Below are 25658 nucleotides of genomic sequence, written 5' to 3' on the forward strand. Positions count from 1 at the left end.
CCCAGTACAATAGACATATACTTCTAAAATTTATATAATTCATTCAAAATTTCAAATACTATAAACAATAAGGAGAATATGATGGCTAAAGAAGCCGGAGTAGTTAAAAGCGTAAATGGAGGAATAGCAAGAGCACTTAATGACTTAACAGGAGAGGTAAGACAATTAAGTGTAGGAGATATTGTATACCAAGGTGAAAAGATAGTTACAGAGGGTTCTAACTCTAAAGTAACAATAACTCAAACTGATGGTAAAGATATAACTTTAATAGGTAAAGACACTCTAACTCTAGACCAAGACTCTAACAATAACGAAACAGTAGCTGATATCTCAGCTTTACAACAAGCCATCTTAAAAGGAACAGATCTTAATGCTCTAGAAGAAACTGCTGCAGGTGGTCCACAAGCAGGTGGTAATGGTGGAGATGGTGTAAGCTTATCTTCTACTAGCTTTGCAGAAGGAGGCCACATTAGTAACATATATGCTAATTATGGCAATTTACCGGATAATGGAGGTAGTTATATAAGTGATTATTCTGCAATAAGGGGAGGTGGATTGGATACGCAGGATGCGACAAATACCATTATACCTCCTACTCCGACCGTAAAATTTACGGAAGATGAAAATGGTGACCACCTACTAAATAAAGACGAAAACAATATCGACGGCGATCAAAACAAAACGACGGTAAGAATAACCGTTCCTAACGACGGCAGCGTCGAAATTGGAGATACTTTAAATATCGTAATTTATAAACCAAATGGTTCTAGCGAATCTAGACAAGTACCTATAACACAGCAAATTATAGATAACGGACACGTTTTGACCGACGTTCCGGTAGAAAATGACAAAAATTCTGTAGTAACCGCCACTATAACTAACAAATACGGAAACACCGGCGGTGAAGGCAGAGATACGATAACTACCGATACGATTGCTCCGACTACTCCAACCGTAGAATTTACGAAAGACGCAAATAATGACGGATTTTTAAATAAAAGCGAAAATGAAGCAAACGAAGATCCGAATACGACTCCTGTTAAAATTACCGTTCCTGCGGATGCAAATGTAGGAGATACGCTAGAAATTACTATTACTAAGCCAGACGATACGACCCAGAATATAACCAAAACCATTACTCCTGAAATAAAAAACAACGGTTATGTTATACCTGACGTTCCTGTTGAAAACGGAAAAACTTCTACCGTAAGTGCCTATATAACAGATCAGGCCGGAAATAAGGGCGGTGAAGGAAGAGATACGATAACTACCGATACTACGGCTGAAGCACCGATTGTTACGTTTGTCGAAGATAAGAACGCGAAAGATACGCCGAATCCTAAACATAATCCTACAAACCCTGACGATACGAGTGACGGTATACTAAATAATCCCGAAAACGCGAGCGACGGCAAGATAGATACCTCAAAAGTCGAGATAAAATTTCCAGGCGATGTAACCGCTGGTGATAAGCTAAACATAACTATCAAGGATCCAACGAGCCCTAGTCCTACGACGCAAAAAATAACTATAACTCAAGCTATGATAGATAACGGCAATAAATACTCGCTAGACGTTCCAGTTAGAAACGGACAAACTTCTAGAGTGGATGCGACTATTACCGACAAGGTAGAAAATACTAGCAAAAGTGCATACGACGAAGTAAAACTAGTATCCGATAAACCTAAGCCACCGGTAGTAGAATTTACAGAAGACGTAGATAATAATGGTATTTTATCTCGTGAAGAAAATGGGGCTAGAGATACTTCTCCAGTAAAAATAACTATACCAGATCAAACCAATCTGCTAGAGAGTGAGAAAGTTAAGGTAGGTGATATACTAAATATAAAAATCTCCGGCGGAGGCAACAACGAAACATTTAACGTCAAAATTACTCAAGAAATTTTAGACGACTTAAAAGGCAACGGCTTTATGCTAAACGGTTCAAATAGCTTTGAAAATATAAAATCGGACGGCTCCACCGAAACTGTAACGCCTAATCCTAAAGTTAGAAATTTCGATCAAACGATCGTTACCGCTACGATAACAAACGAATACGGCAATGCTAGCGATCAAGGAAAAGACTATGTTACGCCTAAAGTCGCTCCAAGGGTTACTTTCACGGAAGATTCTAATAACAACGGAATGCTAAATTTTTATGAAAACAGAAGCGGCGATAGTAATCTAAAAACTACGACGGCAAAGATCGAGCTTCCTTACGGCGTTAAGGCGGCTGACGATTATTTAAAATTTGATATTACAACAGACATTACGTCTAATATAAAGCTTAAACTAAGCGATCTTTCGGATACTACTGAGACTCCGATAGCTTCCGGTATAACGGCGACTATTTCGGCAGATAAACAAAGTATTACGCTAAAAGGCGTACCGGTATCTAGAGATTTTAAGACGACTATAGAAAATGCCGTAGTTTTAGAAAAAGACGGAAGCACGAAAAAAAGCGACGTATCTAATAAAGACGAAGTTATAGTCGAAAAAGAGGGCATATACGTAGAATTTGCCGAAAAACAAAGCGTAAAAGTAGATGGCGGCGACAACGCGCTATCAAGATCAGACAGTATGAAGGACGGCAAGGTAAATGAAATAGATGCAATCATTTCGATCCCTAAAAACGTAAGAGACGGCGATATATTAAAACTCGAAATAAAAGATCCTATCAAAGAGACGACCGAAACGAGAGAATACACTATCCACACGGACACAAAAGGATTTTTAAACTCTATAACGTCAAATAACCCGAGCAATTATCCTGACCTAGAAAGTAAATTCCCGTCCGCTCAACCGACTTCAAATCAAAAATACGAATATATACTCAAAGGCGTAGGGCTAGAAGCCGGCGAAAAAACTACCGTAAAGGCTACCTTAGACTACCGAAAAGGAACGAATGACGATGCGGTAACGACGGACGTAAGCAAAGAGGCGACTACCCAGATAGAGAACATCAAGGCTCCAGAAGTAATATTTGAAGACGCAAAAGGCGGTACAAGCGTAAGCAGAAACGATGCTAGAAAAAACACAAATGGCGACTACCTAACCGACGTTACTATAAAAATTCCATCAAATGCTGTTAATGGTGATAAAGTAAAAGTAACCATCAAAGATCCTAACGGAAATGCAACTGAAACAACTTACATTATTCACAAACTTAACAAAAAAGGAGAAGATGCTAGTAAAAGTTCAAAGATTAGCAAAATAACGGAGGACAAAAATAGCAACAACGTAATGGAACTTTCTTCGGATAAAAAAGGTTTTGTTATAAAAGACGTATTGATGAAAACCGGCGAGAAAACCGAAGTAACAGCCAAAGTACTCTCAGCGGCTACCCACAATGGTGTAGCTGTAGATGAGAGTACGGAGGCTAAAGCCACAGTAACAGTCTCTAATCTAAATAGAGTTTCAATAGCTTTTGATAAAGACGATAACGAAAATTCGCTACTCTCAAGACCTGAAAGCGCAAGCGGAGGTAATCTAGCGATCTATAAAACTACCGCCAAAATCACGCTTCCGAATAATATCTTGGAAAAAGACAAGGTAACTATTGATATAGATGGAACCCAAAAGGATTATATCGTTGAAAAAGATTCAAACGGCAATCTGTTTCTTTCTAAAGGAAGCGAAAAATTAGAAATAAAAGACGGTGCGGTAACTATAAAAGATATAGAACTAAAAACGAGCGGCGACACGAAGATTTCGGTTAGCGTTACCGATAAAAACGGAGCGGTTGCAGAGGCTAAAAATAATATATCTATGGATACCTTAAATAACGATATGTTAATTAAGTTCGACGAAGACAAAAATAACGACGGGGTTATAGCCACTACGGCAAATGAAACGACGGCGAGCATTAAGCTTCCGTCAAATACTGTTAACGGCGATATATTAAAACTTAAGATAGGTGATAATTCCGAGAAATCATACCTCATCGAGAAAAATGCGAACGGAAAATTTGAAATTACCGAAATAGATTCCGCTAAAAACAAAATAGGTACGCCGATAGAAGCCGACGATAATAAAATAGTTAAAGTTTCTGTTCCTATTAATTCCGTAAGTCCTACGAAAGTTAGCGCCGAGGTAGTCGATTACGAAGGTAAAGGCGTAGCTGTGCATTCAACAAACGATATTAAAAAAGCTTCCGGCGGCGGCAATTCGTTAATGGTAACTTATGAGGAGGATACTAATAGGGACGCTAAATTAAGTAGAGCCGAAGCTAATCAAGACGGAACAGCAAGCAAGACGAATGCTGTTATAACACTACCTGTTGGCAAAATAGTAACCGGTGATAAACTAACGGTAGATATAAAAAATGAGCCAAGCGAGCCAAGCGGCAATAGAAAGCTAGAGTACATTCTTACTAAAAATAATGACGGCTCCATAAGTGCTGTGGATAAAAACGGTAATCCAGTAAATATCGAAGAAGGGCTTATCAAAGTTCCAGTAAACGTTCAAGTTGGTACACAAACGACTACGAAAGTAACGCTAGAAGATAGCACTGGGGTTAATAAGGGCACAACCGGAGAAAAACCTATAGAGTTAGAGAGAGGACTAAATGATAAGCCTATTAAGGTAACGTTCGACGAAGATAATCTAAATAGGGATGGCACAATAGACCGCGTAGAAGCCGACGAAGATGGCAATATTTATACAACTACGGCAACTGTGACTATACCTTACAACGCATCTATCGGCGATAAATTAAAAGTAGAGATTAGCACAGAATCTACGCCTAGAGAATACGAGCTAAAAAGCGTAGACGGTAAAATAAAGGCAGTTTCGTCAAGCGGCGAAACACTAGACGTAGTAGACAACGCGATAAAAATTCCTAACGTTAAGCTTGCATATACTGCGCCAACTTCGGGAAATCCGGCTCCAGCATTGGTTCCGACTACGGTAAAAGCTACGTTAACCGACGCATACGGCGAAGATAAAACGATAGACAATAAGAATATAAATTTAAATATGGGCTTTAGCGGAAAACTCGAAGCGGTATTCACCGAGGACTTAAGTCGCAATAAAGTTCTAAGCAGAGACGAAGCGGCGATAGACGGCAATGCCGGTAAAACTACTCTTGGTCTAAAGCTTCCAAGCAACGTTATGGCCGGAGATAAGATTAGCGTTACTATAAAAACCGACGGTCAAGTCACCAGAACCGAAAATTTTACGCTTGAAAAAGAAAACGGTGAACTTGTTGCTAAAAGTGCTAATGGTAACAAGATATCTCTTGAAGGAGGAGCGTTAAATCTAAAAGATATAGATGTGAGTGTAGGCCATAAGTATAGCGCAGAAGCTGAATTAACTAACAGTAAAGGCGAATACAAGCAAACGTCTACTAACGAGGTCGAGCTAGAAAAAATGCAATATATAAGCTCTTATAGCGAAAGCGAAGATGCGAGCAACAAGGGCTTGCATAACGTAACGCTATATTTGCCGGAAGACGCTAGAGAGGGAGATAAAATTTCTCTTACTTATACAGATCCGAACGATCATAGCAAAACTGTTATGAAAGAGCTAGAAGGACTAACTAAAGCCGATATAGATAACGGTCACATTTCGACTCAAATAAACGTAAATCCGGAAAAAGCCTATGACGTAAAAGTGGTGGCTCAAACGGCTGATTCAAGTGGTTCAAATCACAGCGTAGCATCTTCGTTTACTATAAAAGTAGAGCAAGATATCAGTAATGATACGGTAGAATTTAACGCAAATAACAATAGAATGTACGGCGGCAACGGTACGGATACTTTAGTATTTAAAGAAAGCGTAGATCTAAATAATGTAGCGAATCTGGGCGATAAAGTTTATAAATTTGAACAAATTAAGCTTGGAGATGACGGAGCGAACGGCGCAGTTAATCTAACGATTAGTCCGAAAAATGTTTTAGATATAACTGACAATAAAGACGTTAGATTAAAAATTTTGGGCGATGATCACGATAGAGTTAATTTAGATAACCATGAATGGAAAAGAACAACAGATACCAATAGTGGCAATAGGACCTACGAAAGTATGTATGAAATCAATGGGCATACCGTTAAAATAGAGGTAGACCAAAAAATTCATACCGACTTCTAAGAAAGCTTTGCGACGAGCTTAAAACTCGTCGCAATTTTTATCTTCATATATTGATCTTGTTTTTATCAATTCTAATATAAATTTTTATCAATAATAGTATTTTAAGACATTTTACCAGACGGCTTAGCCTAAAACCAAATACATAGACTACTAAGTACCTATAGTATAAGGTCGATAATAAATGGATATTTAAATTTAGTGTAGCTGGTTGATTTTATTATACTAATAGGCTTATCTTGCTGGTAGCCTAGCATCTACATTTCATTAGGAATTTAAAGAACCATTATAAAACGATCTATTTGCTCTTTAAAAATTCTTATTGCTAGATATTAAATATTCTCAAGTTTTTTATTAAATCCTTAGTTATAATTTAAACGTTTTATTACCAAAAGTCATATTTAGTGGATAAAGTTTCGTCTAAGTTTTTATATTTTTCTTTTGCTCGGCCAAAGAAAAATTTTGGCCGTCTGCCAAGACCTTACAGCAAGCTCAATTTGAGCTTGCTAAGTAAGTTTATCAACATATAAAAATGTTGATGCTTAATAGGGGTGAATCTAGATAATTAAAGTGTATGGTAGCATAATTTTATGCAATGTTACATAAGGTAAAATCACGTAAAATAGGTATACTTAAGTATAGTAACGTAAATTACGTATAGTAAAGTTATGTGAAGTATGGTTAAGTATAGTAAGGTATAGTGAAGTAAAGTTACGTAATAAAATGTATTATGAGATATATTAGTAACTTACCATTTCAACTTTTGCTTTTAATACACTAGCATTTATATTTGTAGCATATGTTCCAAGTAAAATTTTATACTGTTTCTCATGTCCTACTATTTGAGCTATGATATTTGGCTCTACTTCTTGTTGGACAAGCGTATCTATAAAATAGTGTCTAAAAGAGTAAAAAGTCTTTTGTTTGTCGCTACTTATTAGTTTTCTTTGTATTTGTGATCTAAAAATTTCAGAAAAGTCTTTATTACTTACTTTAAAAATGCTTTTATTTGAACTAGCTCTTTGCTTTATAAACTCCATTAATCCAAGCTCTATTAGCTTGCTATGCACTGGTACAAGCCTTATGGAATTTATATTTTTAGTACTCTTACCATCATCTCTATTTATGTTAAAGCAAAGCACATTATTATGCTGCACGATGTCACGTGCTCTTAGCTGAACTATCTCATTTATTCTCATACCGCTATATGCTGCTATCATGGTTATATAGTATAAATCATTTGCACTTATGCGTTTGCTAGATGTTGTGTTAGTCTCTTTAAAATTTTGGACTATTTTAAAGATAGTGTTGGCTTCATCCTTGCTGTAAGGTAGCACCTTACGCTCCATTGGATTTATCTCTACTTTTACATTTAGATCATTTACGATGCTCTTACTTATGTAGTCACTGTTATAGCAATACTTAAAGAACTGAATAACCCTTATCATATACTTTTGTATGGTTACTTGTGATAGCTTGGGATCGTTTTTACCTATGCGTATGATTTGCTCTAAGTTTTTGTCTTTGTATTTAGCTTTTTGATTTAGCTTGGTTGGTATGAGGGCCAAAGTATTTCTAAATTTAAGTAAATCATCTCGTGATATGGCCGCAATATCTTTGTTTGGGTTAAAAAATTTAAATAGTATGTTTCCTACAATATTTACCAGATCCATGGTGCTATTTGACCATTTTTGACTAATGCTAGTATTTGCTATAAAATTTTCAAATGCTGTTTTTAGTGTGATGATCTCTTTACTCTCTGCCTTTCTTTGGCTGGTAGAGCATGGTACTATCTCATATTCTTGTCTTATTTCATCATTTAAAATACCTACACTAAAGCTTTTATCACCTACTTTTATGCGTTTACCTATGATGTGACTACCGCTAGTTAGTATCTGCTCTACACTCCTCTCATCATCTTTGGTTTTTATTAGTTTAATAGGTGTGTTGAGTCCATATTGTTGCTTGGCAGTTGTTATTATGGCATGTGAGAAATTTTTAGTTAAATTTTTTTATGCCTTCTTTATTAAGAGGTAGTCCATGTGTCTCATCAAGGGTCTCAATATTATCCTGAAAGCTATCTATATTGTTTGATTCAAAGCTATGGTTTTCATCTTGTTTGTTTAAAAATTTAAGCTTTTTAGAAACGAGGTTTGTGCTTTTATCAAGCTTTGATATAAGGTAGTTTAGTGATAATATATGTTTCTCAAGCAAGGTTTGAGCTATACTGGCTTTATCATCTTGGTCTATAGCTTCATCTAAGTTGTTAGATAAAATTTTGGCTTTATTTATCAAAGCCTCATTGCTTTGCTTGAGCAATTCAGGAAAGCTATCGTTTTTTAAGGCTTCTTTGAAGTGCTGATTTAGTGCATCTGCAAAGTCAATATCTATCTTTTTATCATAAAGCGAATGCTCTTTTATGCTCTTGTCTACCTTTACTTGCATAAAACTATCAACTAATGAATCTATAATTCCTTGATTTAGCTTCATATCCACTGCCTTTGTTATGAGATAAATATATCTATCATAAATTCTAGCAGATTTTCTGGCTTTTAATATGGAACAAGTCCCCAAGGAGAAACACAACTCTCTTGAACAATTAAAAACTTTTCTTGCTTTTGGGGTGATGACACTTCGGTAGTAATAAATTCCATTACGATTTTTTAAATGCACCATGCTTCTGTAGTGGAACAAAAGTGGGACACTCGACTAATGCTTATTGGAAAAAGTTGTTTGTAATGGTGATGTAGCAGGGCTTTAAGTGATATTTAAAAATTTATCTCATAAGCCGGAGGTCGGGAGTTCAAGTCTCCCCCGTGACACCATAAATACCTAAACTACGATGTTTCTACAATATTATATTGCAGTCACCTTTCATAAAATATAGCTTAAAGTTTGTAGCAAAATAAAATTTTATGTAGCAAATTTTTAAGCTTGAGGTAATTTTAGCATGTTTTTTCATAAATTTTTAAAATTTATAAAGACACCAAGAATCATGCGAGCTTGTGTGGAAATTATAAAAAACCAACTCGTTATATCTATTATTTAAGTAAATATTAAAAATAAATTTTAATATTAAAAAATATTTATTTTATTTTAAGTTACCAAGAAACCATTTTTCCTTCTTGACACACTCATAAAATAATATCATCTATCAATATACAAGCATCAAGTAATTTTTTTCATAGTATGTATAATAATACTTATTTAGCAAACTCAAATTGAGTTTGCTGTAAGGTCTTGGCAGACGGCCAATATTTTTATTCTCATAATAGAATAAAAATATAAAAGCTCAGACAAATCATTATCTCTAAAAACTAGCTTTTACAGATAAAATGTCTAAGCTTTTTATAAGGAATAGATAAAATTTTCTTAATAATATTTAAAGGTTTTGTAGCGAAAATTTCAGAAGACACACAGATTGTTTCAAGGTGGCGTTTGATTTTTCACTAAACATAGACTATTAAGCCACCACTACTGTTTTTGTTGTATTTATATCGTCATTATATTTACTGACATAGATAAGGTTACTCTCATCGCTTATATCATCTACAAACTGAAAAAATCCTATACCACTTTTTGGAAGCGTTGTATTTTTGTATATAGCCTCTATATATTTAGGCGTTATAAAGATGAAATTCTTATCCATGAGCGAGTATTTGAAGTTAAATGACGAGATACTAAATTTATCCTCTCTAAAGTGAGGGCTTAGATGCTCTTTTAGCTTTTTGTCTTTAACATCACTACCTTCATCTAAATTTAGCTCCATCTCTTTAAATCCCTCTTGGTTTTTATGCTCCACATCATTTAGCTTATATATGCAAACAGCAAGGTTGTCTGCTTGATTAAGAGCTGATTTTACATGAAGTCTTATGTGAGCACTATTTAAATTTGGATTTAGCACCGCAGCATTATTGTTTTCAGATGTTGGACTACCTACGCTATGAGCTAGCTTTATCCTATTTTCTTTTTTTATGCATCTTAGTGGTGAGCTAGTGTTACTTAGGCACGCTGGTACTAGATCTTGCATAACAGCATAGTTGTTATGCATGCTTTTTAGACTTAGCGCCGCTCTTGGCACGTATGCTACATTGGTGCAAGGATTATGTGCTGAGCAGCCAACTATTGGTGAGCTTATAAAGTCCACATCAAGTATCACACCTTGATCGTCTGACCTTATGCTTCTGCCTGTTCTACTTTTTAGTATCACGTGACCACCATGTGGGCAAACTACCACGTCATCTTCTATTATTGGATTAGCAAACGCAGTACCGCTAGCACTTAGAGCGCTACTTTGCTTTTCTAAGCTTAGTCTCTCATTTGCTTTTTCAAGCGACTCTTTGGTCTCTTTGTTTGTTGGCTTTAGATCTATATTTAGACTTTAGTGAGTAGTTTAGTATGCTAGCCTGTGAGTTTTTATAGGTAACACTTAGTCTTCCCTTGTCTTTATCCTCATCTCTTGGCTGGTGAGCAAAGCTTAGCAGGTTAGAATTTGACTCCTCCCCGTCCTCTTCTTTTTTAAAGTATAGTGGATAGTCTGATTGCTCGGTGGCGGTGCTTAGTGGCTTGTCTATGATATAAACCTGCGTTTTTAGCTTTGTAAAGTCTATATCCAGATCAGAGCTAACTTTATTTATGTCAAATATACTCTTATCTCTTAAAAATATATCTACCTTGCCATCACTGATATGCATTAGCTCGTTTGGCTCAAGTCTTATCACATTTAAGTACTCTTTTGCCACATCATTTTTGGCGTCTTTTGCCACGTTGTCTATCAGCTTAAAGTTATGCATTAGCACTATGCCCTGATAGATCTTTTTCTCCGTATTTGTCTTGGCTATCGCCACATAGTGTTTATTGTCGTCCGCATATTTAAAGCTTTCAAATTTCAGCTCATAAGCACTTCTATAAATTTCTAGCCTTGCGTTTATGTACTCTTCTAGCTTTTTTTCGCTTGAGTTAGAATTTACATGCGAGCTTACTATCTTAAAAAAGTCAGATATATAGCCCATACGATCTTTAAATGCCGCTAGATCGACCTTTTTGCTTAGCATAAAGTATCTAAACGAGTAGATAGCAAAGAAAAGATCTGCATCGCCACTTTTTACCTTACTAGCTATATCTTTAGCGTCTAGTGCCTTTATCTCGTCCCTATCTATCATATCTACAAATTTATCTTTCTCTTTGTAGTACAAAAGCGAGCTTACAGGGTCTTCTAAATTTGGCGCCTCTTTTTCATCCTCAAAGCCTAGAGCATTTACATATAGAGCTATAGGATATATCACGCTCTCAAGTATACTAAGCCTTTTTTATCTTCGCTGCCTAGTTTTGGTAGATAGCCTAGAGAAATTTTGTAGAAGTAGACATTAAAGCTTAGACTTTGTATATAGTCATTTAAGTAGTCTAGAGCACCTGCTATATCTTTGTCTTTTATCTTTTGCTCATTTTTTTCATTGCTTAGTAGATACTCCATTAAGCATAAGCTTTCAACGATTTGTTTTATATAGTGCGAAGCGACTAAGACATTGATAAGATGTAGCTTGTCTGTATTTTTATAGTCAAATTCTGCCTCATTTCCATCTTTAGTAAAGGCTCCTAACCCATATCTAAATCCAAGATCAGATATCACCGAAGTGCTTGGCTCATAGAGTTGGTTCCAGTCTCTTTTTAAGCTATCCTTGCCACTATCATCACTAGCGTCAAATAGTCCCTCATCGTTTTTATCATAAATTTTATGTCTTACGCTATCGCAATGATGTATCTCTATACCTGAGCTTGCTTTGCTAGATTTATTGATATTAGAACTTACCTTTTTATCTCCTAGTTCTTTGCAAGCTTGCTCGTTATCTTTGACTGTATCTACGCACTCTTTTAGCGTACTCTTGTCATCTTTAAAGCCTAGCATACCCTTTATCTTTTTAAAGATAGAGTTTGCGATGCCTCCTATAAAGCCATTCGGATCAAGAAGTCTTGCCACCCACCTTACGCCTTTCATTATTGCCTTAGCTATAAAGCTTACAAATCTTAAAGATATAGTGACTAAACTAGCAAATGCACCACCAAATCCAGGGGCATTAAAAGTATATAGCTCTTTTACATCTTTGGTATATAAAAAGGCAAAGGACTGAGCCAAGTGACCACCTAGTGAGTGACCTGATAAGACTAGGTTAGAAATTTCGCTTGTATCACCTGAGTTTGATTTATACTCTTTTATAGCATTATACATATCGCTCTTTAGCATAGCCATAGAGGCTATTTGGTTTAGTCCTGTACCAAAAAGGGCTATCATGCCATCGGTAAATACTAGGTCTTTAAACCCTAGCTCAGTTCCTCTAAAGCCTATGATGTAGTTTTTAAATTTACTATCATAAAAGACTGTCGAGCTAAAGCCAGTGATAGATGTATTTTTGATGTGATGGACTAGCTCGTAGCGATTGACAAAGTCTTTTGTGCGAAGAGAAATTTGGTGGTAGTTTTCTTTATTTACAAAAATATATGGTGGTTTGTCGTCAGGTGTAGCGATAAAACTTTGAACTTCGTTATCTATGGATTTTATTTTTGGCTCACTTTGCTCATTTACTTTTGGTTTGGTTATTATCATATCTTGATTAAAACGAGCTTCTATGGTTAGGGCGTAGGCAGTTGGTTTGCCAGAATTACGATTGTTTATCTTTGACTGTTTGGTTTGATTGTCCTCAGTTATCTCATCACCTTTTTTGATACCATCTGCATATCTCCAAACAGGCTTTTCTATCTCTTGTTTTTTGTAAGAATTTACAATGTTTTCAGGGGCATTGTCTTTGCCAACCTTACTATAAAGATCATCTAGTCCATTTTTCTCATTCTCGCTTACCCAGTGAAGCATTGCATAACTTGCATCAGCTATATCAGCGTAGTCTTTAAATTTTATTATTTATTCTTTGGTTGAAATTTGGCTCATTTTTATTTCACTTTTTCAAATTTGTTGTTATTAAGGATAAATTTATTTCCACCCTTTGCAGTACGTATTTCGCCTTTTGATAAAGAAAAGCCTCTACCTTCATCACCAAATAAGCCATATTTTTTGACTTTGTAGTTATATGTTACTGTTAGTTCAATAGGCACTATGTTATTGTTATCATCAATATAAAAAGACCACACATTAATATCTGGTGTAGATTTATAATAATTCTCTTGTCCTATATGGTTTATCACCTTGTCAATATATGTTTTTGATAAATTTACAGCTTTTTGGTAAGTGTTAATTGTATGGTATTGTTTGCCATTAGAGAGAATTCGTGGGGGTTTTTCATTTACCAATGTCATATCAACATCATATATAGTTATAAATTTATCCCCTTGTTTTATTTTTCTAGGGTTTGACCTTATCTTGTCGCCAAGCGATTTGCTTAGCTCTTTTCTCTCAGCTTCTCTTTTCTCTATCTCCTCAACAAATTTTTGATTAAACACATAAACCCCACCATATTTACTAGCTAAATTTTCTAGTTCAGAGTTGTTTATCTTGTTGCTTGCTTGATTTGCAGAGCAGGCTATTAAAAATATGCTTGTTAGTAGTAGAAGTATAATGCCTATAAATTTCATCCTATATGCTTTTAGAAATTTTATTTTGGGTATTTTATTGTCTTTGAAATTATAATATTATTAATTTATTACATACTAAATAATACGCACTGTTCTTATGGTCTCTACCATAATTTTATTCTTTGTCAAGTAAATATAATTTACATTATGAGAAGATAGGCAAAGAAACTCGTTTTATTAAAGACGAAATTTTATTTGAGATACCTAGTAGTTGGACATGGGTGAGATTAGGTAGCATGGGGGCGACTCAAACTGGCTCAACTCCTTCTACACAGGTGCGAGATTTTTACGGAGATTATATGCCGTTTATTAAGCCTGCTGACATTACAAATTCTGGAATAGATTATAATAATGAAAAGTTAAGCAAAAAGGGAACCGAAGTAGGGAGGGTTGTCGAAAAAGGTTCTATCTTAATGGTTTGTATAGGAGGGTCTCTAGGTAAATGTTATTTTAATGATAGAATTGTATCCTTTAATCAACAAATAAATTCGCTAACACCATTTTTTAGTAGCTATAAATTTATTTTTTATTACTTATTGTCGTCTTATTTTTTTGAGCAGCTACAAGATAAAGCCACAGGAACGGCTACTCCAATAGTAAACAAAACTAGTTGGGAAAGCATTCTAATCCCCCTCCCGCCACTACAAGAACAAAAACGTATAGTAGATAAGCTTGAAGAGATATTGCCACTTGTTGAAAAGTATAAAGAAGATAAAGAAAAGCTAGACGAGTTAAATTTAAACTTCCCGTCAAAGCTTAAAAAATCCATACTTGACTATGCTATCAAGGGTAAGCTCGTAGAACAAAATTTAGAAGATGAAAGCGTAGAAATACTTCTACAAAAGATAATACAAGAAAAACAAAGACTAGTTAAAGACAAAAAGCTAAAAGCCGATAAATTCCCTCAATCTACTATTTTTATAGGTGAAGATAATTCCCCTTATGAGAAGATAGGCAGAGAAACTCGCTGCATCGAAGATGAAATTCCGTTTGAGATACCTAGTAGTTGGACGTGGGTGAGGTTGGGGGAAATTTGCCAAATTTACACCGGTGATAGTATAAACCAGACTCAAAAGCTGACGAAATATACAAATTTAGAAGACGGCAGATGCTATATAGCCACAAAAGATGTCGGCTTTGATGGTTCGATAGACTATGAAAATGGCGTAAAAATTCCTTTTGAAGAAAGCAAATTTAAGATTGCTCCAAGAAATAGTGTTTTGCTCTGCGTGGAGGGCGGAAGCGCAGGTAAAAAGATAGGCCATCTTGATTGTGATGTATGTTTTGGCAATAAACTATGTTGTTTTAATCCGCTACTAATTGAACCTAGATTTATATATTACTACCTACAAAGTCAAATCTTTATAGATAGCTTTATGCAAAAGATGTCAGGGATTATTTCCGGCATTAGTTTAAACGCTATAAAAACTATAGTCATAGCCCTCCCGCCACTTCAAGAGCAAAAACGGATAGTAGAAAAAATTGAGTTGCTATTGCCTCTTTTAAAACCTTAAATTTACAATCATAGTGAAGGAGACTTTACTATGATTACCCAATTTCAAACTTATCTAACGAACAAGAATTTGTCGCAAAATACTATTTTTGCCTACCTTTTTGCCTTGAAGCAATTTTTGGATCGCTACGATGATATCTCGAGACAAAACCTGCAAGCTTACAAACTCTATCTCATAGAAAACAACAGCCCAAAGACTGTAAATTTGAGACTTCGTGCGATTAACTGTTACCTTCAAAGTATAAAAAAGCCCAAGCTACAATTAAGTTTTGTTAAAGTACAGCAAAAAAGTTTTTTACAAAACGTTATTAGCAAAGCAGACTATGAGTACTTTAAAGCTTGCCTGCTAAAAGACGGGCACAAAAAGTGGTATTTTGTCGTGCGATTTTTAGCAACCACTGGTGTGCGTGTGAGCGAGCTAGTTAAATTTAAAGCTGAGCATGTTGTGCTTGGCTACTTTGACATATACTCAAAAGGTGCAAAAATGCGGCGAATTTATATTCCCAAATCCTTGCAAGCCTCGGCAAAAAAGTGGCTCGATGAGAGCAGCATAGAAAGTGGCTTTATATTTTTAAATAGATTTAGTAAAACCATTACACCGCGTGGAATAGCTAGTGAGCTTAAGAAATTTGCTAGGATCTACGGACTTGACGAGTCAGTTATTTATCCACATTCGTTTCGTCATCTTTTCGCTAAAAATTTCTTAGCTAGTTGCAACGACATAGCGTTTTTAGCTGACCTGATGGGGCATACAAGCATCCAAACTACGCGAATTTATCTCCGCAGAACGGCCGCCGAGCAGCGTGAGCTAATAGATAGTGTGATAGACTGGTAGCCTACTTTAGGCTACTTTGCAAAATATCTACGAATTTTAAAAGCTCTTCTATCTTTGCGACTATGCATTTTTGTTCAGGTAGTGGCGGAAGAGGGATTAAAATTTGAGAAACTTTTTGAACAGAAACAAATTCAAATGTAGTTTTGCCTGCTAAATTTAAAAGTGTACTTTTTAGTGTCGGCATCACCCAAAAGAGAAATTTAGCATTACAAAAATTTTTATATTTAGTTTTTATAACAATGCCATTAAATTGCTGATTGGTAGTAAGTGGAATTTTTGTTATGGCGTATTCTCCAATCGAAGCCGTACAACATAGTAGAATAGAATTTGGTGGAAGCAAACGTTTAGAATTTTCTCCAATAGCTTTTTGTGAGATAAATTGTCTAGTTGATGATATTTGCCTACCACATTCTCTCATATCATCAATTGTAAACCAAGGAATATCTCCATTTTGCCAAAAATCCATATTTGATCGCAATGGTGTAAAACCATTAATAATATCGCAAATTTCCCCCAACCTCACCCACGTCCAACTACTAGGTATCTCAAACGGAATTTCATCTTCGATGCAGCGAGTTTCTCTGCCTATCTTCTCATAAGGGGAATTATCTTCACCTATAAAAATAGTAGATTGAGGGAATTTATCGGCTTTTAGCTTTTTGTCTTTAACTAGTCTTTGTTTTTCTTGTATTATCTTTTGTAGAAGTATTTCTACGCTTTCATCTTCTAAATTTTGTTCTACGAGCTTACCCTTGATAGCATAGTCAAGTATGGATTTTTTAAGCTTTGACGGGAAGTTTAAATTTAACTCGTCTAGCTTTTCTTTATCTTCTTTATACTTTTCAACAAGTGGCAATATCTCTTCAAGCTTATCTACTATACGTTTTTGTTCGGAGAGAGAGGGGAGGGGGAGGAGGATAGAATACGTACTACCAAGGTTAATTTTAAACGTATGTGTTCCGCCACCAACCTTATTTTGTTCTATCCATTTTTGCATAACAGACGAATTTATAAATTTTACAACGTAATCTACAAATCTGGCATCATGTAGTCTAATTAGTCCTAAACTAACAAAAATATTAAAATCAAAATTTAAAGTGCACTTTATCGCTTCCCCTAATGTTCCTATTCTACAAAATAAAATATCATTTTGCTGTGGTCTTACCCTTTTACAAAGACATTCATGCTCTTCTTTGCTAATGTATTTTATTGTTGAAAAATCAAAAAAACCTTTTGAAATATTTTGTATAGTTAAAAACGGAATACCATTTGATACATATGTTGGTGTTTTGTGAGTTCCATCAGTTATAAGCGATGAAATTTCCCCCAGTCTCACCCAGCTCCAACTTTGCGGTATCTCAAACGGAATTTCGTCTTCGATGCAGCAAGTTTCTTTGCCTATCTTCTCATAATGTAAATTATCTTCACCTTTGAAGATAATGCTATCAAATTTTGACGGCTTGATCTTTTTCTCTTTTATAAGCCTATCTTTTTCCTTGCGAATATGCTCTATTAACTTAGATGCCGGTTCGTCATGCGGATCTTGCGGTACTAATTTACCGCTGATTGCTAAATTTAAGATGGAGTTTTTTAGCTGTTGTGCCGTCATCTTACGCCTTTTGATTTAAGATCTCTAAAATTTTAGAGATCGTATTATCGATCCCGGTATTTAGCTCGGTTCTATGTTTTTGGTATTCGGCTATTAGCACAAACGGGTCTTTTACCTCTTCGCTCTCATTTGGAAAACCGCAAAGGTCAAGATTGTAGTTTCGCTCTTTGATCTCGTTTATGCTAAAGCATTTTGACTTATCAAAGCCATCAATGTTGATCTCTTCGCGATTGTCCCACCATGAGATAGCGGGTGCAAAATGTTCCAACTTCATAGGCTTTGTCTTGCTGAAATTTTTTTGTCCTTCAGGCATATCTAGGCGGTAAAACCAAATTTTACTTGTCGGCTCGCTAGCGTTAAAAAACAAAATATTTGTCGTAATTGACGTATATGGCGCAAAGACTGAATGCGGCAAACGTACGATAGTGTGTAGGTTAAATTCGTTTAAGAGTTTAGTTTTTATAGCCACCTTTGCATTGTCGGTACCAAATAAAAATCCATCCGGCAAGATAACAGCTGCGCGACCCTTAAATTTTAGCCTAGCCATTATGACGTTCATAAACAAATCCGCAGTCTCTGAGCTTCTAAGCTCAATAGGAAAGTTGCTTTTTATGTTATCTTTTTCGCTGCCGCCATATGGTGGATTCATCAAAATAACGTCGAATTTATCCTCTGGCGTATAGTCTCTGATGTCCTTTTCTAATGCGTTATCGTGATAAATTTGCGGATTGTCTATGTCGTGCAATAATAAATTTGTCGCGCTTAGCAAAAATGGCAACGCCTTTTTCTCGATACCATAGACGCTATCTTTATAAATTTCTCTCTCGTCTGCAGTTTGTATCTGCGAGTCTAGCTCTTTAAGGGCCGACGTTAAAAATCCACCGGTTCCGCAAGCAAAATCCGCAACTCTTTCTCCGATTTTAGGCTTAATCATCTTAGCCATAAAGTCTGTCACGGCGCGTGGCGTATAAAACTCTCCAGCGTTTCCAGCGCTTTGTAAGCTTTTTAATATCGTTTCATAAATTTCGCCAAACGCGTGCCTCTCTTTGAAATTTTCAAAATTTAGCTCGTTTATCACATTTATCACTTGACGAAGCAAAACTCCGTCTTTCATGTAGTTATTGTTGTCCTCAAATGCCTTTTTTACGATGGCTTGGCGAGTAGTGGTTTGTGGGGTGATAGTTATATTTTTTAGAGTTACGAAAAGCTCGTTATTTACAAAATTTAAAAGTTCGTCACCAGTTAATGCCTTGCCGTCTTTGTTATCTATCGCCCAGCTGGAGTAACGCAAATTTGTTGGCATAATAGAGCGATAGTTATCATCATCGATCTCCCATTCGCTCTCTTTTGCATCGTAAATTTTTAAAAACAATATCCACGTTATTTGTTCTATTCTTTGGGCATCTCCGTTGATACCTGCATCATTTCTCATAATGTCTTGTAGTCTTTTTATAAAATTTCCTAAACTCATCTTCGTCCTTATGCTGCGTAAATTTCTTTTTCAAGTTCTTTTATGGCTTCAAAATACTTCTCTTTTCCACCAAAAAATTCATTTACTATTTCTAGCATCCCACCCATATCTCTAAACGGATCATTTTTTAGTACATTTATGTTTTCTAGGTCGCTTATTCCGTTATCTGCGTATTTATCAATAAGTTTTAACAAAACCACTCTTGCTTTATCAGAATATTTGCTCAAAAAGTCTCGCTTTTTGACGCCGTCTGCACGCTCTTTTCTAGTGCGCGGTGGTTTGTTATAAGCTATATGACAGATCAGATCAAACTCATCTAAATTCGCAAACTCAGGCTTTATCTTTAGCTCATCTAACAATACGCCGTGATCTTTTAACTCATTGATAATAGCTTGTTTTTTACTTTGCGCGTCCCAGCTTGTTATGAAATTTTCAAGGCTTTTAAACTTAGCTAAGATGTTTTGCCTTGAAAAGTCTTTAAAGTCACTGGCAATTAGGTTGCCGTTTTGATCGTAAATTTGCTCTAATTCGTCTAATATTTTGACTTCAGTACCATTGATCACGATTTTTCTTTCACCGCTTTTTTCTTTATCTTCTTTTGGCTTTGGCGGTTTTTCTTCTATAAATTTTTCTTTTGCTGGTAAATCGTCTTCTTTTATCGGCTCTCCATCAAATTTAGGATCCGCAAAAAGACGGCTAATACCCCTAAAATCCAAAATCGTAAAATGCGTCTTGCCAAAATCCTCCCTAAGCCTCGTACCGCGGCCTATGATTTGCTTAAATTCGGTTATGGAGTTTATACAACTATCTATCGCAATGACTTTGCATGTTTTGCAATCAACTCCGGTTGTTAAAAGCTTTGACGTAACAGCTATAACAGGATATATCTCGTCTGGTCTTGAAAATCTCTCTACCATAGCATTTACGTTCGGTACGTCGCCGGTAATTTGGGCGATATAGTTGGGGTTTTGTCTTACTAAATCACTATTTTCGTTTCGTAATGCTTCACACATCCTTTGTGCGTGCTCTATATCTACGCAAAAGACTATAGTTTTAGCCATGCGGTCGGTGCTTTTTAAAAATTCGCTTACGCGACTAGCTACAAGCTTTGTTCTATTAGTTAAAACTAAATTTCTATCGTAATCTTTTATGTTGTAAATTTTATCTGGTATCTCATTGCCGTAATCATCAAGCATGCCTTCTGGCGGCCTATACTCCATTAAGTCCACATCAATACCAACACGGATAACTTTAAACGGAGCTAAGAAGCCATCGTTTATACCTTGTTTTAGGCTATAAGTATAGATAGGCTCCCCAAAATATGAACTATTTGATATTTCATTATCCTCTTTAGGCGTGGCCGTAAGGCCGATATGGGTAGCGGATTTAAAATAGTCTAAAATTTTACGCCATTGTGAGTCCTCTTTGGCAGATCCTCGGTGGCACTCGTCTATGATGATTAAATCAAAAAAATCTGGGCTAAATTCGCGAAACGGCTCGTTGCCGTCTTCGTCTACTAGCTGTTGATAAAGCGATAGATAAATTTCATACGAACTATCAAGTAGTTTGTCTTTTATCTTAGTCATTTTGTTACCAAATGGTTTAAAATCGCCGCTTTCACTTTGATCAACCAAGATATTTCTGTCTGCTAAAAATAAAATTTTCTTTTTTGCGCCAGCGCGATATAGCCTATGAATAATCTGAAAAGCTACATAGGTTTTACCGGTACCTGTCGCCATAACCAGCATTAGTCGCTTTTTGCCGTTAGCAACGGCTTCAATGGCTCTATTTATGGCTACTTGCTGATAATATCTTGGTTTTTTGGCACCTTGGTCATAAAAATATGGCTCCTGTATGATTTTAAAAGCTCTTGATGAAAAATGTTTATATTTCAAAAATCGTTGCCAAAGCTCATATGGAGTTGGGAATTCATTTAGAGCTAACTCACGCTGAGAGCCGGACAAAAAATCAAATTCCACAAAGCCACTGCCATTTGAGCTATATGCAAATGGAGCATCAAGCATTTGTGCATACATTTTGGCTTGTTCTAGTCCATGCCTAACACCGTGACTATCATCTTTCGCTTCTACGATGGCAAGCGGCAAATTTAACTGATAACTTAGGACATAATCGGCTTTTTTAATACCGACCTTATCCCTTTTTGCGACGTTGTTTATCAAATTTATTCTGCCATCGGTTATTTGATACTCCATAGAAATTTGACTCATTTTATCCCAACCAGCTTGTTCGATGGCGGGTGTTATAAATTTGAGTTTTACGTCTTCTTCAGTCATCTTGAAGCCCTTAGAAACTTCTTTATAATAAAAATTATGAGAAGTTTAGAAAATATTAGATTATATCTAAAAATTTAATCTAAATCTCAAAGAAAAATTACACTACATATCTATTTCATTCCTACTATACATCCTACTTTTTATCTCATTTTTTATCTCTGGAGGCTCATTGTCTAGCATGCTACTAAAATTTGGTATTAAACGACTTATTTTGGACATGAAATTTATAGCCTTCGTTTTAAAGCTCTCTAGGATAGTCATCTTGTTTTCTAGGGCATCTATTTTGCTATCTTTTTGGGTAATTTTGTTTTCAAGCTCAGATATCTTTTGATCTTTGCCTTTTATAGAGACTTGTAGCTCATCAATCAAATTTTGTTTTGTATTATTGTCTTCTCTTAAGATCTCTTCATTGCTTAGCGACATTTCCAATTCACTTTTTCTTTGTAATAAGAATCGATTTGTCATTTCTACACTCTCTATTTTTTTGTAAGTCTCATTAAGCCTATTTTGCAATATATCGCTTTGATCAGCTTTTTGCTTTAGAACATCTATTTGGTCTTTATCGGCTTTGAGGCTTTTTAATTCATCCTGCAACATTTCGTTTTCATTTTCTTTTTGATTTAGCTTGGATGAAAGATCGATTATTTGCAAGGTTTGGTCTCTTATAGTTTCATCTTGATTATTTAGAGCAGTGTTAGTCTCTTTTAGTTTTTCATTTTCCTGCATCAGATTTCTATTCAACTGCTCTAACACTCTATTTCTTGCCAATACTTCACTTTTATCTAACAGTTGCTCTTTTAGCACTTCGATGTTTTGTTTTAACTCGGCATTAGTGACTATTTTTATCTTTTCTCTTGCTTGTTCTAGGACTAAATTTGTAAGAGCATCTAATAAAGCCTTTTTGCTGTCAACTTTTAACTTAAAATAATCAATTTTGTCACCAAAAAATTTGTTTACTATTTCTGCATGATCTATTATTTCTTTATCTATAAGCTTTCTAATGCTATTTCTTAACTCTTTTTCACTCTTATACTCTCTTTCTGTTTGGTGCATTTGCTTTAAATTTTTATGTCTAAGTCTACTGCCTTTTAATCCACGATTTGCAATACCATCAAATGCTTCTGCGCCCATTTCTTGTAGCCCTCTACCAAAGGCACTAGTCTTTCCTTTACCATCAAATCTAATATTTTTATGCTCCTCAAATAGGTAATTTGTAAAAATAAGCTGGTAATGCCTAGTCTTCTCGTCATTATGCTCAGCTATAAGCAGACACTTTACATTGTATTTCGCACAGTATAAATTTGCAAATCTTTGTACTCTATCTAGCGAAACTTTAGCGTTTATAAAATTTACTTCAGTAGAATTTAGCCCCTCTTTTGGCTCTTTATCACGCTTAGTACCAAAGCTTATGACCACCTCGGAAAAGCCGACCATGTTATCTCGCCAATGGTTTTTAACAACCTTGCCATTTTTATAAGTTTTTGTTTGGGACTCATAATCATCTTTCATCATCTTATGATATTGCATTATAAGTGACTTTATATACTTCTTGTTGTTAAAGTTTTTATCAGAGCTATTAATCTCCCGCATATTTCCATTGTTATTATATTCGCTTAGGACTATATACCTATTGTGTGTACTCTTGCCTCTAAGATATCCTATCTTGCTAGCATGTTTGGCCTCTCTTGTATTATGCTCATATCTTATAATAGCCTTTTTGGATGTTAAGAATTCACTTCTAACACAAAGGTTTAGACTAGGCTCATCAACTTTAGGAGTACTCACCCTTCCCCTCCTTGATAAAAATTTACCTCTTCAACTAGATCCTTTAGAATTTTAGGAGTTACTGGTTCGCCATAAGTATTCATGGTAATCTTGTATTGTTGTTCATGTCCCACAAGAGCAGCAATATGTTCAACTCTTTGGCCACTTTGAATGAGCTTATTTATGAAAGTATGTCTAAATGAGTGAAATGTCCTTGTCTTATCACCATCTTCTATAACTTTAGTATTTATCTTCTTTCTAAAATATTCAGAGAAGTCTTTATTGTCACAGTTAAATAACCTAACTGCTTTGCCACATTTCCTAGCTAGCTTCTTTTTATTCTCTATAAATTCAAGCAGCCCAATGCTATTTAGCTTAGAGTGGATAGGAACAATCCTTACAGAGTTTCTAGTCTTTAAAGTCTTACTCTTACCTGTTTTTACATCTATTTTTGTATTTAAACTAAAGCATACTATGTTATATTTTTCGACTATGTCATCTGTGTTTAGCTGAATTATCTCATTTAGTCTCATGCCAGAATAAGCTGCTATATGGGTAACAAAAAATAGCTCATCTTTGCTAATTCTTTGACTTTTAGTATCACCGCTTAATCTTATCTTACTAACAATATCCAAAAGTGCATTTACGTCACTATCTTCATAAGGGTTTTTATTTGTAACATCATCTTGGTTTATACTTATTTGCAGATCTATAGCTGGGTTCTTATCTATATAGTCGCTATCGTAGCAGTATTTAAAAAACTCACTAACTCTAACAATATACTTCTTGATGGTTGATTTAGAAATTTTTGGTCTATCTTTTGCCAAAGCTATGATCTCATCTAAGCTTTTATCTTTATAGAGACTATTTTGAGAGAGTTTGGTTGGTAGTTGCAGTAAGACATTTCTAAAATTTAGCAAGTCATCTCTTTTTATCTTTTTGATGTCTAGTTCATCGCCAAATTTCATAGACATGAGCCGTCCTACATGTCTAACAAGGCCAAATGTGCTGTCACTCCAATTATTTGAAATACTCGTGTTTGATATATAGTTTTCAAAAGCACTCTTTAGCGTGAGCATGTCAGCTTTACTCTCATTTTTAGTAGAAGAGTCTAGTTTATATCTAAGACTTTTAGCTCTATTTGAGAAGAGCTTTTGAAAGAAATTTATAGCTTCATTAAAAGTCATGTTACTAGCATCACTTGTGTCATCTATCGCAAGGTCTTTAGCCTCAATGTCACTTAAAACTATACCCTTATCTTCATATTTATCTGCCTTATATAGCTTTACCTGACCACCAAAGCTAGGATCATTTAAATTTCCATACCCAAATTTTAGATCATCACTTAGCTCATTATCTCCATCTGGCGATAACTCACAACCAAATATTCTTAGAATATCGTTTTGCGTGAGCGCGCCTTTTTGCTTAGCTAGCTCATTTATAGCATCTCTTAGCTCACAAACAGAGTGTTTTAGAGATTTTTTAGTAAAAGGCAGCACCAAATTCTGCTTTTTTAAAGTCTCTATGTTGTCTTGATAGCTATGTAAGCTACTTTCTTTGATACTTTTTGCTATCTTGTCTTCAGTATTATCATCTAAATTTGCACTATTGTGCTTTTTACCAAGTGGTACAAATGCCTGTTGCTTATCATTTAATAACTTTTGGTTTTTGCACATCTTATATGATATGTGATTTATGTTATCTATCGTTGCCTCAAGCACTCTTTTGCCAAGAAACTTTTTGGTTTGAGGATCGGCGCAAGATAGCTTTTTGCAGATCTCATCGACCTCTTTTGATATGACACTGGGTAAGCTATCCTCTTTTAAACTCTGTTTTAAAAACAAATTTAGTGATAGTAGTCCATCTAAATTTATATATCTGCCAAGCATATCATGCTCTTTGATACTTTTGGCCTCCTTGGCTTTTAAAAGCATAAGCACCAAGTGCTCTATAAGTTCGCTGGTCAAATTCATCTTCCATGCCTTTTTAATCGCGTTAAAAATTATAGAGTAGATCTTAGCACGATTTTTTGCTGTATCAAAGCGTTTTGTGAGGAAGGAGGTTATGTATTCGGTTTTATTACCAAAATAAGGTCTCAAATATAGTGGAATGGCTACTCTAAAGTAGTATATGCCGTTTCGTTTGACTAGATATTGCATCTTTGTTACCTATGCAATATAACTTTGTAGCAAAATGTAGCAGATACCTAGTGTGAAACTGGCTGTGTGCCGTCTTTTTGGTGCTTACACAAGGTTTATTTTAAACCCTCATAAGCCGGAGGTCGGGAGTTCAAGTCTCCCCCGTGACACCATAGATGCCCTACTTATTGATACTCTAACTGCCCTTTTTGTAGTCTTTCCTTTCTTTAAATTTTCTAAAAGTATGGTACACTTTTTTAAAAAAGTGGTACAGTTTTTAAGAATTGCTTTATTTTACACAATGCTTTCTATAATTTTTCTTTTATTTTTTACTAATTGGTAAAATTTAGATCCAAAAACAAACTC

Annotated in this window: 14 protein-coding genes; 3 read left to right on the top strand and 11 right to left on the bottom strand. The window is 35.3% G+C overall.

Annotated elements, in window-relative coordinates; all coding sequences use genetic code 11:
• Window positions 1-81: 81 nt before the first annotated feature.
• A complete protein-coding gene (locus CVT13_RS06465; protein WP_107811996.1) occupies window positions 82-6090 on the top strand; it encodes a retention module-containing protein in 6009 nt (2002 codons plus the stop codon).
• A gap of 737 nt (window positions 6091-6827) precedes the next feature.
• Here CVT13_RS06465 and CVT13_RS10415 read toward each other — a convergent pair.
• The 6 genes from CVT13_RS10415 to CVT13_RS06490 form a co-directional block, all read right to left on the bottom strand.
• The gene (locus CVT13_RS10415) at window positions 6828-7760 is read right to left on the bottom strand and encodes a site-specific integrase (RefSeq protein ID WP_234411987.1); all 933 of its coding nucleotides are present in this window, start codon (window positions 7758-7760) and stop codon (window positions 6828-6830) included.
• 325 nt (window positions 7761-8085) lie between these two features.
• Window positions 8086-8577, bottom strand: a complete 492-nt coding sequence (locus CVT13_RS10420; RefSeq protein ID WP_234411988.1) for a hypothetical protein — start codon at window positions 8575-8577, stop codon at window positions 8086-8088.
• Window positions 8578-9550: 973 nt separating this feature from the next.
• A complete protein-coding gene (locus tag CVT13_RS06475) occupies window positions 9551-10324 on the bottom strand; it encodes a hypothetical protein (RefSeq protein WP_159071109.1) in 774 nt (257 codons plus the stop codon).
• A 91-nt stretch (window positions 10325-10415) separates the two neighbouring features.
• Window positions 10416-11372 carry a hypothetical protein gene (locus CVT13_RS06480; RefSeq protein WP_107811998.1) on the bottom strand — a complete coding sequence of 319 codons (957 nt, stop codon included), beginning with the start codon at window positions 11370-11372 and terminating at the stop codon, window positions 10416-10418.
• Window positions 11369-12952 (bottom strand): hypothetical protein, encoded by a 1584-nt coding sequence (locus tag CVT13_RS06485; RefSeq protein WP_107811999.1) that lies wholly within the window; start codon window positions 12950-12952, stop codon window positions 11369-11371. Before CVT13_RS06485 ends, CVT13_RS06480 begins: the two co-directional genes overlap by 4 nt.
• 77 nt (window positions 12953-13029) lie before the next feature.
• Complete coding sequence (locus CVT13_RS06490) at window positions 13030-13668, bottom strand: tRNA 2-selenouridine synthase (RefSeq protein WP_107812000.1); 639 nt, start codon at window positions 13666-13668, stop codon at window positions 13030-13032.
• A 122-nt stretch (window positions 13669-13790) separates the two neighbouring features.
• On the opposite strand from CVT13_RS06490, the gene CVT13_RS06495 reads away from it, so the two are divergent.
• Window positions 13791-15182, top strand: a complete 1392-nt coding sequence (locus tag CVT13_RS06495) for a restriction endonuclease subunit S (protein WP_199907281.1) — start codon at window positions 13791-13793, stop codon at window positions 15180-15182.
• Between the two features lie 30 nt (window positions 15183-15212).
• Window positions 15213-16016, top strand: coding sequence for a tyrosine-type recombinase/integrase (locus CVT13_RS06500; protein ID WP_107812001.1), 804 nt, complete (start codon window positions 15213-15215; stop codon window positions 16014-16016).
• Between the two features lies 1 nt (window position 16017).
• On the opposite strand, the gene CVT13_RS06505 is transcribed toward CVT13_RS06500, so the two are convergent.
• The 5 genes from CVT13_RS06505 to CVT13_RS06525 form a co-directional block, all read right to left on the bottom strand.
• A complete protein-coding gene (locus tag CVT13_RS06505) occupies window positions 16018-17625 on the bottom strand; it encodes a restriction endonuclease subunit S (protein ID WP_107812002.1) in 1608 nt (535 codons plus the stop codon).
• A 1-nt stretch (window position 17626) separates the two neighbouring features.
• Window positions 17627-19096 carry a class I SAM-dependent DNA methyltransferase gene (locus tag CVT13_RS06510; protein WP_107812003.1) on the bottom strand — a complete coding sequence of 490 codons (1470 nt, stop codon included), beginning with the start codon at window positions 19094-19096 and terminating at the stop codon, window positions 17627-17629.
• Window positions 19097-19104: 8 nt separating this feature from the next.
• Window positions 19105-21390 carry an EcoAI/FtnUII family type I restriction enzme subunit R gene (gene hsdR, locus CVT13_RS06515; RefSeq protein WP_107812004.1) on the bottom strand — a complete coding sequence of 762 codons (2286 nt, stop codon included), beginning with the start codon at window positions 21388-21390 and terminating at the stop codon, window positions 19105-19107.
• A 102-nt stretch (window positions 21391-21492) separates the two neighbouring features.
• Window positions 21493-23175 carry a hypothetical protein gene (locus CVT13_RS06520; protein ID WP_107812005.1) on the bottom strand — a complete coding sequence of 561 codons (1683 nt, stop codon included), beginning with the start codon at window positions 23173-23175 and terminating at the stop codon, window positions 21493-21495.
• Window positions 23172-25313 carry a tyrosine-type recombinase/integrase gene (locus CVT13_RS06525; protein WP_107812006.1) on the bottom strand — a complete coding sequence of 714 codons (2142 nt, stop codon included), beginning with the start codon at window positions 25311-25313 and terminating at the stop codon, window positions 23172-23174. Before CVT13_RS06525 ends, CVT13_RS06520 begins: the two co-directional genes overlap by 4 nt.
• Window positions 25314-25658: the final 345 nt, after the last annotated feature.

It is taken from the genome of Campylobacter concisus, assembly GCF_003049085.1.
GTDB classification, from domain to species: Bacteria; Campylobacterota; Campylobacteria; order Campylobacterales; family Campylobacteraceae; genus Campylobacter_A; species Campylobacter_A concisus_H.

Bases quoted from the DNA above. Each gene is read 5' to 3' on its own strand.
- CVT13_RS06465 (WP_107811996.1), top strand. From the start codon at position 82: ATGGCTAAAGAAGCCGGAGTAGTTAAAAGCGTAAATGGAGGAATAGCA.
- CVT13_RS10415 (WP_234411987.1), bottom strand. From the start codon at position 7,760: ATGGATCTGGTAAATATTGTAGGAAACATACTATTTAAATTTTTTAAC.
- CVT13_RS10420 (WP_234411988.1), bottom strand. From the start codon at position 8,577: ATGAAGCTAAATCAAGGAATTATAGATTCATTAGTTGATAGTTTTATG.
- CVT13_RS06485 (WP_107811999.1), bottom strand. From the start codon at position 12,952: ATGCTTCACTGGGTAAGCGAGAATGAGAAAAATGGACTAGATGATCTT.
- CVT13_RS06490 (WP_107812000.1), bottom strand. From the start codon at position 13,668: ATGAAATTTATAGGCATTATACTTCTACTACTAACAAGCATATTTTTA.
- CVT13_RS06500 (WP_107812001.1), top strand. From the start codon at position 15,213: ATGATTACCCAATTTCAAACTTATCTAACGAACAAGAATTTGTCGCAA.
- CVT13_RS06505 (WP_107812002.1), bottom strand. From the start codon at position 17,625: ATGACGGCACAACAGCTAAAAAACTCCATCTTAAATTTAGCAATCAGC.
- CVT13_RS06510 (WP_107812003.1), bottom strand. From the start codon at position 19,096: ATGAGTTTAGGAAATTTTATAAAAAGACTACAAGACATTATGAGAAAT.
- hsdR (WP_107812004.1), bottom strand. From the start codon at position 21,390: ATGACTGAAGAAGACGTAAAACTCAAATTTATAACACCCGCCATCGAA.
- CVT13_RS06525 (WP_107812006.1), bottom strand. From the start codon at position 25,313: ATGCAATATCTAGTCAAACGAAACGGCATATACTACTTTAGAGTAGCC.